Origin of the sequence: uncultured Paraglaciecola sp., from assembly GCF_913020055.1 — a bacterium.
GTDB lineage: Bacteria > Pseudomonadota > Gammaproteobacteria > Enterobacterales > Alteromonadaceae > Paraglaciecola.
The window spans coordinates 18,524-30,693 of sequence record NZ_CAJWCF010000057.1; the positions used below are offsets into that span (position 1 = coordinate 18,524).

Consider the following 12,170-nt stretch of genomic DNA (forward strand, 5'->3'; position numbering starts at 1 on the left):
CTTATTTAAACTTCTCGGTTAACTGTTTATATAAACTTTCTTTTAACCGCAAATAATCATTTTCATTAATTTTGTTTTTGATGTTTTCTAAACCGATGGCTTTGGTATACGCCCGCTCTAGCACAAATAAATATTCGAATTGTTTGGCATAGGAAGTATGACTATCTAAGTGAAACTCGCTTAGTGGAGTATTGATATGATAAAAGTTGCCTTTTAAGGGCACCTTATTGGTAAACTCCGCCATCCCTAAAAAACATTCATTAAAACGCTCTCCTGCAATCGCAAAACGAGCAAACGTATGGCAAATAATAGCTCCTGCAAATTGCGAAGGGTACATATCCATCTGTATAAGTTGTTCGACATTGAGCTCAATATCTTGGTGTAATATTTTAGGCGTTCTTTTAGTATTCTTCAGCGCGTCCACAAAAACATATGGCCAAGCCACTATGGCAAGGTTGGTATGATGGGTAAAAACCTTTTCAACCTCTTCTATACAAGTTTCAAGCAATACATCACCACAAAAAACCATCTTTAGATAATCAGATTGACTCTGCTCAAATAATTCTAAACACCTGTTCCAGTTTCCAACTCGGCCAAGGTTACTGGTGTTTTCAACTAGTTGAATATTGCTGTAGTGTTTAACGTAGGTGTTCACTATGTCTCGGGTTTTATCAGTAGAGACATTATCTACTACTAGCACATTAGTTTTAACTGATTGAGAGATACAACTATCTAATGTTCTGCCAATAAACTTTTCGCCGTTAAATACGGGAACGGTTATTAATGTTTTAGATTTAATCATCATTAAGATGTTCATGTAGCATTTGTTTACCCAAATAAAACAGTAATAAACTGTATGGGTAATGATGAAGCGCCGCTATATTTAAGAAAATTAATGCCGTTAAGAGTTTCACTTTTTTGTAATCGTATCCGTTGTTAATTAACCATGTTTCAAACAACTTTTCACATTTAACTAAGCTATGCTTGCGTAAAAAGTCCATGTGCACCAATTTGCCATTTTGGCGAATATCAAATAAATCTTTATCGACTAATTCATGACACATGATGAGGCCGTGATTTAGTTTGGCAAAGTCGTAATAAATATCACCAAATACCATATTTCCTGCAAAATTTTGGCGCCAGTCAATTAATGAAAACGACTTATCATCTGAATAAGTCATCAGAATATTTTCAAAATGTAAGTCACCGTGGAAACGACTCGCTGATCCTTGCGATAACGATTCCCAATCGACTTTTTCTAACATAGCTTGAACGGTAGGCATGGGTTGATCGTTTATGACTTCAGCTTGATCAATTTGCTCAAATCGTAAAAAATACTGTTTGACTCGTTCAAAGGTTTTATCACGATAAAAAGCCAAACACTGCTGGTTAAATTCAGCTTGTTGTGAGGCATCCAAATCACAGGGTAACCAAAACCCCTCTAACCAACCTAATAAGTTTGCAAATTTATCAGCGGTAGGGTGTTTTGATAACACTTCACCATCAATCAAATCATATACGTACATATTGTCGGTTGAAGCGGTAATCTTAGGCACAAAGCCTTGTAAAGTTTGGGCGCGTAAAACGCGATCTCGAATGAACTTGTGATCAATTGAAAACTTAATCACCTTATTATTTACAAACCAAATGGCTTCTTGTTCTTTTTCTAAAACATTGGCTTCTACCTTAGCTTTAATTTTTTTTCTTGCTGATTCAAGGGCTGCAACATTACCAGTATCATGCCAATCAAATTCTATTGGCAACACTCCCTGAGACAGCAATTGACGCAAGCCATAGCTCTCTCCAATTTCAATTGCACCTGTCGTTCGACCATCAGACATCGCCTGCCAAAACTGATTAAAATCATGGATCCCAGCTAATCCAATATAGGTTTTCACATCACCTTCGGCGCCTTTGGCGCAAATCTCTTCAACCTTACCGGAATAAATTCGCAACGAGCGATATTGACTATTATCGGGAGCGTTATAAAAGCCCATCCAATTTGATTCTGGAGCAGGAATATCATCAGTGACTAAGGTGTCATTCGAACAAAATATAAATGGACACTGCAACAAATCTTGGCATTCTAATAGGGTTAAGCCTAATCCACTGCCCTCACCTTCATATATGGAGACCTGCCTAAACAAAAATGTGCGTTCAGGATAGGCAAGAGTTAGAAACTCTCTGACTGAGTCAGCCTTATAGCCAAGTGCCACAACGATTTCTATATCAGGGGAAAACTTTTCAATAATGTGCGAGATGACAGGCTTATCAGCCAAGGTAACCAATGCTTTATTGACGTATCTAGATAATCCTTTTAATCGGCTACCTAGACCTGCCGTTGGAATGAAAACTCTATAGGACACTCTGCTACTCCCAAATCACTACATCCGGATTAATACTACGCAATTGTTTAATTACTTCTTGTTGGTATTGGCCAGCCTTAACAATAACGGCTACAGGATGCTTATCTGCAATGTTGTGTACCGCAGATACCCAACTTGATGTGCCATATAAACGTTTGCCATTTTTTTCTTTGGAATTATCCAAAATACCAACCACTCTTGTTTCATCAAGTCCAAAATAAGTCAAAAATTGCGAAAAAATATGCGCGCCAAATAAATAAACATCACCATCAAATGACACCAACAGTGAATTCAGCCTGTTAACTTCGTCTTTATAATAATTGATCAGTTCTAGAAACAAACTCTCGTAGTGGGCTCGGTGATTGACTAATGTTGGCGTGGTTTTATCAATGGCTTTTCGCACCGCATAAAAAATACTATGTTGCTGAAAATAGCGTTTTTCTACTATCTCAAACCCTTGTTTTTCTAACATAAAATCAACAAGGTATTCAGTTAATAAAAACGTGTGCTCAAAGTTTATGGTATTACTAAACTTACTTTCCAAATAGGTATATAAATTCGGAACTGAAAAAACTTGCATGCTATCCGCTTGCATAAATTGGTAAATTTCATGCAAAAACTCAAGGGGATCCAGAGTATGTTCAAGCACATGGGAGTGAACAATATGTTTGTAATTCTGGGTAAAAATAGCAGGGTCAAAAAAGCCCTTAATCACCGAGATTTCATCATTACCGAGAAAGTTAGGCGTAGGCTCAACAATAGTCCATCCCACAGGCCCGCTTTGTTCAATATATCGTTTCGCAATTTCTCCATTTGATCCACCTATTTCAAGTACATTTGTTAACTTGAATTTTTTACAAAACAATACAAATTCATCATGATGGTCACTCCATACTCCGCCTACGGCTTCTGAATGATATTCACCATAAATCACCTCTGGGGGTAATAGTTTCAATAATTGGATACAACCACTTTCAGGACAAATGTGCCAATTCATGTCTGCAAAGCAGTCTTGTTCAGGTGATTGTGATGTACAGCCAATAAAAACAGGGAAATCCTTCAGACAAATTAAAGGTTCCAAATTTCTTTTCCCTGTTACCAGGCTTTCAGGGCGGGTGGTAATGTTCATGAACGTTTGTAGCGGTCCTCTAAACGCACTACATCCTCAAGTTCAGGTGTAGATGCTTCTAGATATACTGTATCTTCTAAGGCTTCCATACGGTGGACTTTAAATGGATTCAGTGTAATGAAGTCACCAGGATGCATGAGTTGTTCACTAAGCTCTTCTTTAGAATCACCAATATAGAGTTTCAAAATCCCAGAAAGTACATAAACTGACTCAGTTTTAATTTCATGATACTGAAGACTACAGGCATGGCCTTTTAACATGGTCAAACGTTTGAACATATATCTAGCATTATGTTCGAGTAACTCTTCTTTACCCCACGGCTTTTCTATTAATGTTAAAGACATTAGTACCTCTAGTGAGTGGTTTAGTATTAAATAAATGTAAATAACGCATCATTGATTGTTTAATCAAATTGACTAAGAAGGCATTTAAATCAATATTGTATTTGTTCAAAACAAAAGTGAGCTTTTGATGAATTTCAATCACTTCAGGGTGACTCAATACATAATGCCCACAGATACTGACTTTCTCTAAGTCGTTAGCCTCACTACCAGGAAGCATCCATTTCTTCCACTTAGTCGAATTCAACGCTATCTGCATAAAATCATTTCGCTCTTTTTCAAAGCCAAATTTTTCCATAAGATACAACAACCCTCTAGTTTCAACCACGCCGAATTCAGGTGCAACGTTTGATGCATGCACACCCAATGCGGGCCTTAAACTCAGCGCTTCATTAGATAAATAATCAGTATTGTGTTCCTTCAACTTGATACCATAATCATTACAGATCTGTAGAGTATCTTTAATGTGCTGAATACAATCTAACTGAGCTTGCATATCCCCTTGATCAAACACCCCGACATTACAGGTTTCCATTACTTTTGTTCCAGTTTGAGCAACAACAAAAGTTGGTTTAATAATACGATTAGCACCACAAAATTTTTCGGTTTCAGACAAAAAATATTTGAATTTATCTAGATCCTGAGCATAACCATCTTGCTCTTCAGTACCTAGTTCAAATCTAATATTTTTATTTCTTTTTTGTGCATAGTCATAACAATGTTCATACAATTCGAATAATCTTCGTAAGATGACATCCAGGCTCAATGTTTCACCCCGAATAGGAATGCTAGGGTCAATATGAATAAAATCAAAACCTGCATCAATATCTGCTTCAAAAGAACGCTTGGCACTATTCATCGCATCGGCTTCGTTTAGGTTAGTACTTTGTTCTAACTCGCTTTGCCAAGGCCCGCCATGATCTCTAGCGAGAAAAATTTGTGGTAAATTATGTGATTTCACATAGCGACTAAAAGATTCCGTATCAAATTGCCCCACATATCCACCACCAAATTCTGCCGAATCCACTTGCCGGCGGCTGGCAATTAATACTTGGGGCATTTTATATTGCCTAGCGATTTCAATACTTGCATCTATACAATTTTTACTCATTGGCCCACTGCACAATAAGGTATGCTGAGTAACATTTAGTAACTGATCAATCATATCAACCTCCGCTCAATTCGCCTGCACTATTTGCAGGTGGTTTTGTTGGATCATAAGCAACAAAAAACTTTTTCATAATATGTAAACTCGCTTCGGCAACTGCTCTATTAGCCCCTTCGCGTTGAGTAACGTAATTAGCGGTTGATAAGCAAACACTATCGGCATTTGCTGGCGCAATAGAATACCCTACTTGACTAAACACATAGTGATCGAATATACCGTCACCCATATAGATAACACGTTGTACATCCCACCTTTGTGCTATCCAACTTGCTCTTTTGGTGGTGCTGACAAGGCTTAATGGGTATTTCATATCTTCTTCAATTCGTGCTCGACTAATTGCAAACCCACGTTTGTCTCCAGTGACAAAGTGAATGTCGATATGAGCGGCTAACAAACTCAACGCATCACTATCGTCTGCACCAAACACCTTCATGACCTTACCTTCAGAAGTGTAATAAAACTTTCCATCGGTCATTACACCATCAACATCTAAAATAAAAATGATTGGTGCTAAAGTCGAAGGATTCACGTCCATATTTTTGTTCCTATATTGCAGACTAAAACGTCCGGATAATTTTAAACTTTGAGTTCTTCATCAGTACATCTATAGCTATCTAAAACCCCTAATGCAGATAACTAACATAAATTACAATTCAATGATCTTATCTAACAACTCAGGAGCGACATCACACAACTCATTTTTCATTTCTGTTTGATACTTATCTGTGGCTAATATCAACAGGTCAATTTTTTGTAGTATGTCCTTAGGTATCGACTTAAGAGAAGAAACCTTTATATCCAGAAAATCACCTCCTTCATTGGTAACCTTGCCATCTAATATATGCATTATTTGTACTACTGCTGGTTTCTTCAAAATCAATTTATGACAATAATTATTTCTTCCCCAAATCACTATGTGACGCGCATTTTGTTTAAGACATTTTTGATACACATTTTTGACTCTTAAATTCAATGCAATTTGTTGTTTAACAAATCCAAAGGCAGCAGGAAAAAATATAGATGGCCAGCTAAAAAGTACTCTAAAAGTCAATTTATTGAATAAAAGTTCGCGATATGAAACAAGGTTGGAAGCTTTTTTTAACACTACGCGGATAAAATAAAAGGCGGCTTCTTTGTTACTGAAATAATGGCGATAGAGGATATAAAAACCGAGTGAATATCGCCAGTCTAGGTTACGGGCAACGCTATCATCATCATCCTTATATCTGTTTGTGAGCACCTTAGGTATAAATAAAATTGTCTCGCACACTTTTCCAATCTTCAAGCAAAAGTCCCAGTCTTGATGCCCCCTTAGCTGCCCGTTAAACGGATTATTTTTAGCTAAATTTGCGTTCACAGCAATGGTGCTAGATTGTATGCCTCCGACATTATTAGTAATAAAAGAATAGTGAGCAATCGATTCACCTATTTTTTTAGCCGTTTTGGGGGTCGGCGTCCCCAATACAGAGTTTGAAACATTGATGTATTGGTGATGAATTAAATAATCTTTACCACTCAATTGATTAGTTTGAATACAATGCTTAACTTCAGCTAATTTACTGGCATGCCATTCATCATCTGAATCAAGAAAACAAATGGTAGCCGCCTTGGCAGCACCAATACCCACATTTCGAGCCGCGGCACCATTTTTATTATCGACATACCCTAACAAGCTGATCCTTGAATCTGCCAACTGTTGGATCAGTGACTTAATTTTTTTACCTATCTCAAGACAGGATCCATCATCAACAATGATAATTTCAAAGTTTTGATATGATTGGGCCAACACAGAATTAATGGCTCGTTGCAAAGACTGCACCCGATTATATACCGGAATTATCACTGAAAAATCAGGCATTTATTTAGTTGCTATCGCAATAGTAAAACAACCATCATCACCTTTTACCACTGGGCCTGAAGTGGAGTCGTGCTGGGTAAACAATTGAATGTTTGTAAAGCCAGTTTCAGTGAGTAATGAAACAAGTTCTGAATTTTTGTAGTGTTTTAAATGAAACCTAAATTTTTCTGGATCAAATGGCATAACATCCTGATTAGGCGTTGAGCATATAAGCTTGCCTCCTGGTTTAAGAGCCCGATTAAAGATAGCTAATAACTCTCTATCAAAGGACACATGTTCAATGGTTTCAAATGAAACGATGGCGTCATAACTCAGTGCTTGAAAATCAACCTTTTTAGCATCCTCACAAATAAACTGAGTTTGACTATTTCTGAAGTATTGATCTGCATACTTAATTGCACTTTGATCAATATCAACCCCTGTAACTTTGGCTTTTGTCGCTTTTGCTAACATCAAAGTACCATAACCAATACCACAGGCTAAATCCAAAATATTAGCGGGTTTTAGTTCAGCTAATTTTTCACAGGCAAATTGGTAACGGTTCTTATGGTCTTCTCGAATATTTTTATAATCTGTCGCGACTTGTCGCTCACCTTTATCCATGGATTTCTTTGCGTGAGCAATGAGTTGCCCATCACCACATTGCTGAACATCGACATCAACAAAACCGGCTCTTTGTAACAGGAAGCTTAACCGTTTTTGGTTATACCCTGACTTAAATACATCACTATGTTGTGAATCATAATCTTGGTTACGAGGATTGGCTGTTGTTTGTTTTCCCCATAATCCCGCAAATGCGGTTCTTGAAGTAGAATCTGCATCACGTAAAGTCTGTTCAGACCAATCAGCCTCTAGCCAAATACGTGCGTAGTAATCAGCATCTGTAACTTTTACAACTAACTCGCCTCCCACACTTAGCGCCGTGAACCACTTTAATAACGCAAAGTCAGTCTCCATAGAGGTCATAAATTGTAATACATGTTCGGCATTGAGTTGTTTGAGGCTATGTTTATCTATTTCTATTGACCAAAGATTAGGCACACTAACCCTTCCCTTTTCATCAGTTACAAAAAATTCACTCTGCTCTCTACTTATCAATACTTTAGTCAACCTGTACTCCTAACTTAACAATTGCTTTTTGAGCCAGCATATAAGGCCTCATTGATGGTTATATCGGCTGTTAAAAAAAGCACTTTAGGCCAACGTCTATTGTTGCCTTTTAGATAAACCGAAAGGTACAACGCTCTTCACCTTGTATTTTTTCTATATGATAAATTGTTTTTAGATTCATAATTTTATTATCCATCATGGTTAATAATTGGCGCCACTTATCTGGTGGCCAACTAACAACTATTACCTGATGTTCCACTAACAGTTTTTTTTCAATGAGGGTTACTGGGTGGTTTTCTATAGTCAGTTGGCAATCTGCTGGCAAATCTGAACAAAATGTTAAATTGAATTTGGAATGTAAAGCGAAGTGCTGTGCAAAGGTACCTGCTCCTAAAACTAGTATCGATTCGTGCTCTGGCAGATCATCAGGCACATCTAATACAACATGACCAACTTTTGCATTGGGCATTACCTTCAAACCTTTACTTTTATTATCTTTTATTAACTTAGCTGATTGTTGGTTTTGCAATAAAGAGAGGCTGGGAATAGCGTCCAATTTTTGCCAAACATCCGTTTTATTGCGTAAGCAGAGGTGATGAAAAATCAGCCCACAAAGATATTGTTTAGCTATGGCTAGGTCTTTTTCGGTAGGATGCCAGCCTGCCAATAACTTGCTTACTTGCACTTGAATTGTTGCTTGATCTGTTGCCTGCAAACAAAATCCTGCTACCGCATAATATGGATTGCCACAGACCAAAACAGGTTTATCACGATAGATCATTTCCAAGCCACTTTGACTGTTGGCCACTATACCAAAATCCACCATCTCCATTAATTGATAAGTATTGCAGTCGTCAGCACTAAGCAGCAGTACTTGTGGATGTTTAGCATAGTCTTGCTGTAACAACTCTATAGTTTGATCACCGTAGCGCGCTTCTAACGGGTGCAATCGACATACAATCAGATCATCGACACCTGCCTGCAGCAAAAACTGCTCGATAATAAATCGTATAAACAGTATCTGTTGTGGAAACGCGGTTAGATCATTCACTATAACCGCATCATAAGACACCTGTCCCAATACCAGCCCAACTTTACCTTTACATTGACTGAGTTTGTGTAATTTATCGGGTAAATTTTTATTGGCTTCAGGCATGTTAATGTAACCATCCAACAAACCGTGACTTTCACGCTCGCGCATTAAAACGTCTAACTTATCGAGTTGCTCATCTGTCACTTTTAAATTGCGAATAAACGGCCACTTTTGGATAAAAGCATGATGGTTAGCAATTTGTGTACTGTTGGGTTCAAGATAAAAATAATTTTGTAAAAAAAAGCTTTCAATGCAGATTAACTGCACTTGGTATTTGAGACTGAAATAAGCGCCTAGTTTAGTTTCAATGCGATAATTACCGAAAATGACTACAGTTTTAACATTGTCATTAGAAAACTGCCGTTCCATTTTCTTAGCGTAATCTTTAAAACAATTTATTATCTTGGCTTTTTGTTCTCCAGTTTCTAAGTTATATCCATATCTACCATTCAGACGCGCTACGGTATGTCGAATCATTTCATCCCAATCTAACTCAATGAGATAATCGTCTGCAATGTCACTGTACTCTGATAACAATAGGTTTTCCTTCCAAGGAGGAAGCTCCCCCCCAAGAATAGTGAAACCTTTTTCAAAAAAATATTCCCGAAGCCACAAGTGAACCATACCTGCGGCAAAAGGTTGATCCAGAAAAAGAACACTAGGGATGCTATTTGATGACTGCGGTAATTGAAGCTCCATTAACTAGCCACCTACTTCAAGTTCAAATATATCGTCATAGTGCGAAAACCGATTCAAATAAGCGTGGCAAAATTTTGAACATTGATTCATTGAGAGTCTTCAGTTTGAATAATTTCCTGCATGGCTTTATCAGATGAAATTATAGTTGGATTATCCACAGCCCCATCCCAAGTTTTTACCGGCACACGCCAGTTCGGATAATGCTCTTCGAGAAATATTTCAGGGAAATCTGGGATTAACATTTCACCAGCAGTTGTGTTTTGTTTTGAACAGGGCAAAAAGCCCTTTGTGCTAATCACATTCGCGGCAGGTTCAAACCAATAGGTTTTTTCACCTCGAACGTAATGCATAATAAAATCAAACATCACCTCATCTTTGTAAAGTTGCATCGATCCTATTGTTCTACCTTCGCTAAACTTAGCTACAGGTTTTGCCTGCCAATTACTGCCAAAGCGAGCTTGTAAAAAGGCTTCTATATTAGCTGGTCCAAAATAACAGCAATCATCAATAGCATAATTTTGTGCGGGGAATAAGGGTCGGTCAAACCAATGTTCGCAGTTTAAGTCACGCCAACCAAAACCTTGTTCCTGGCAGACATATAAGAAAAAGTTAACTCGCCATTGTCCGCTAACCAACAAAATACTTTTAACCTGTTCATCACTATAACTTAACGATACTTCGCCTAGTATTCTCAAACTTTTCAGTAAAGTATCTAAGTGGTCGTCATCTTTAGGGTTTATTAATATTCCTAACGTGTCTATTTCAGCAAAAAGGCACTTATCTCTGTATAAATTTAATAGCGCTCCGCCAATAAGGCAGTGCTCTAATGCGCACTTTTTCATTAGATTTGTTATTTGAAATATCAAATTTAATCCAGCGTCTAATTCTTTGGGGGTTCTCACTCCCAAATGGTGCACCCTACATTCATAGCCAATTTTGCGATAACTAGATTCAAGTGCAAGAGTCGCTTCGATATCTGCTTCAAACACAGCAAAATCTAGGTCTTTGTCCCAAGGTAAAAAATCACCGTCACGGACCATTCCCAACAAAGAACCACCAATTAAAACAGCCTCAATTGCTGATTGATTAGACACATCTAATACTTCTCTACATATCTGATGGACATTGGCGTAATCGGAATAAATTTTATTTAGTGTGTATTGCATAATGACTACTCAATAGCCTTAACGAGATCCAATACACTATCCAGCCCAGTTTTTATCTGCTGAATGGCGGCGCTATCTATTTTAGACAGGGCTTTCTTTAAATCGGTAGTTGATATGCTTGGTGTTCTTGGAAGATAAACTACCTCACAGTTTGCACTTAACTCATCAAACTTACCTTGCCAGTCAGCACCAATGCCAAATATATCTATTTGGTATTGCTCAATATCTTGCACTTTTTGTTGCCAATCATGCTCGGCAATCACTTGATCTACACACCCCAAGGCTTGAACTATCTTGGCTCGTTCAGCATAACTGTATACGCTGTGTTTGCCTTTTAATAAATTAAACTCATCCGTGGACACACCGACAATTAATTTATCTCCCATCTCGGCCAAACGCTCTAACATATTGACGTGACCAACGTGTAATAAATCAAAAGTGCCATAAGTAATCACTGTTTTCATAACGTCTGACTCTTAAAAACCGTTGCTGATTTAATATCGTTTAGAGACCAGTTTTCCTGTGGTGTTTGCCAATCACCGTAATGCCCTTCTAAGTAAGCTTCAACTTGGTTCGGTAAATACACTTCACCACCAGAAAACATATGGCTTTGCATGTTACTAAAATGGCGAGAAGGCATACGAAATCCACGGGAGGCTAAGCAATAATCCATATGTTCCCCCTGGATATATTTAACAAAAAAGTCGATACCAGGAAAGGACTCACAGTCATTATCAGGGAGTAACTTAAGTGCTCGAATTGCATCAATTGGCACCGCGCCGTAGGTTTGTTGGTTAATATATTTGTGTAAGGTCCAAGTCACACCCGTTATTTCTAACATCTTAGGTAATTGTTGCTCTAAAACTTGAATGGTGTGTGTTAAATGATCTGCATTCACAGAAAAATCCAAATCATCATCCCAAGGAATGAGTGCGTTATCTCTATACACACCAAGTAAAGTACCAGCATCAATGTAATGAGGTACATCGTGTGATTTTAAATTCTCCGACAACATTAACAGCAAGTCCACTGCGGTTTGACCTTGTCGATGAGAGTTTTTAAGCTGTATTGGTTTAATCAGTCTTGCAGGCAACACTTCGACCACTATTTGCGGAACTAACTGTTCCAATTGTTGCTGTATTTGCTCAAAAAACTCACTCGCAATCAAAATTTTATCTGGGTTCAGTTCTGCTATTTCCGACGGAGAAATGATGGGGATATTTTGAATGTTAACGCCGTG

At 37.8% G+C, this 12,170-nt stretch carries 12 protein-coding genes; all 12 read right to left on the bottom strand.

Going from position 1 to position 12,170, the window contains the following annotated elements:
* Position 1: 1 nt before the first annotated feature.
* Entirely contained in the window at positions 2-805 is an 804-nt protein-coding gene (locus tag QZ488_RS13145) for a glycosyltransferase family A protein (RefSeq protein WP_293749405.1), read from the bottom strand.
* Positions 795-2,366, bottom strand: a complete 1,572-nt coding sequence (locus tag QZ488_RS13150; RefSeq protein ID WP_293749407.1) for a phosphotransferase — start codon at positions 2,364-2,366, stop codon at positions 795-797. The genes QZ488_RS13145 and QZ488_RS13150 overlap by 11 nt, the downstream gene beginning before the upstream one ends.
* Before the next feature lie 4 nt (positions 2,367-2,370).
* Positions 2,371-3,447, bottom strand: coding sequence for a methyltransferase domain-containing protein (locus tag QZ488_RS13155; RefSeq protein WP_293749409.1), 1,077 nt, complete (start codon positions 3,445-3,447; stop codon positions 2,371-2,373).
* Positions 3,448-3,491: 44 nt separating this feature from the next.
* Positions 3,492-3,839, bottom strand: coding sequence for a cupin domain-containing protein (locus tag QZ488_RS13160; protein WP_293749412.1), 348 nt, complete (start codon positions 3,837-3,839; stop codon positions 3,492-3,494).
* Positions 3,805-5,001 carry a class II D-tagatose-bisphosphate aldolase, non-catalytic subunit gene (locus QZ488_RS13165; protein WP_293749416.1) on the bottom strand — a complete coding sequence of 399 codons (1,197 nt, stop codon included), beginning with the start codon at positions 4,999-5,001 and terminating at the stop codon, positions 3,805-3,807. The genes QZ488_RS13160 and QZ488_RS13165 overlap by 35 nt, the downstream gene beginning before the upstream one ends.
* Before the next feature lies 1 nt (position 5,002).
* On the bottom strand, positions 5,003-5,539 hold the full coding sequence (locus QZ488_RS13170; protein WP_293749418.1) for an HAD hydrolase family protein: 537 nt from the start codon (positions 5,537-5,539) through the stop codon (positions 5,003-5,005).
* Positions 5,540-5,650: 111 nt separating this feature from the next.
* Positions 5,651-6,862, bottom strand: a complete 1,212-nt coding sequence (locus QZ488_RS13175) for a glycosyltransferase family 2 protein (protein WP_293749420.1) — start codon at positions 6,860-6,862, stop codon at positions 5,651-5,653.
* Positions 6,863-7,972 carry a class I SAM-dependent methyltransferase gene (locus tag QZ488_RS13180; RefSeq protein ID WP_293749422.1) on the bottom strand — a complete coding sequence of 370 codons (1,110 nt, stop codon included), beginning with the start codon at positions 7,970-7,972 and terminating at the stop codon, positions 6,863-6,865.
* A 109-nt stretch (positions 7,973-8,081) separates the two neighbouring features.
* Positions 8,082-9,764 (bottom strand): hypothetical protein, encoded by a 1,683-nt coding sequence (locus tag QZ488_RS13185; RefSeq protein WP_293749424.1) that lies wholly within the window; start codon positions 9,762-9,764, stop codon positions 8,082-8,084.
* An 86-nt stretch (positions 9,765-9,850) separates the two neighbouring features.
* A complete protein-coding gene (locus QZ488_RS13190; RefSeq protein ID WP_293749426.1) occupies positions 9,851-10,930 on the bottom strand; it encodes a LicD family protein in 1,080 nt (359 codons plus the stop codon).
* Between the two features lie 5 nt (positions 10,931-10,935).
* A complete protein-coding gene (locus QZ488_RS13195) occupies positions 10,936-11,394 on the bottom strand; it encodes an adenylyltransferase/cytidyltransferase family protein (RefSeq protein ID WP_293749429.1) in 459 nt (152 codons plus the stop codon).
* Positions 11,391-12,170, bottom strand: a 780-nt coding sequence (locus tag QZ488_RS13200) for a LicD family protein (RefSeq protein ID WP_293749431.1), incomplete at its 5' end; no start/stop codon positions are given. The genes QZ488_RS13195 and QZ488_RS13200, both read right to left, overlap by 4 nt.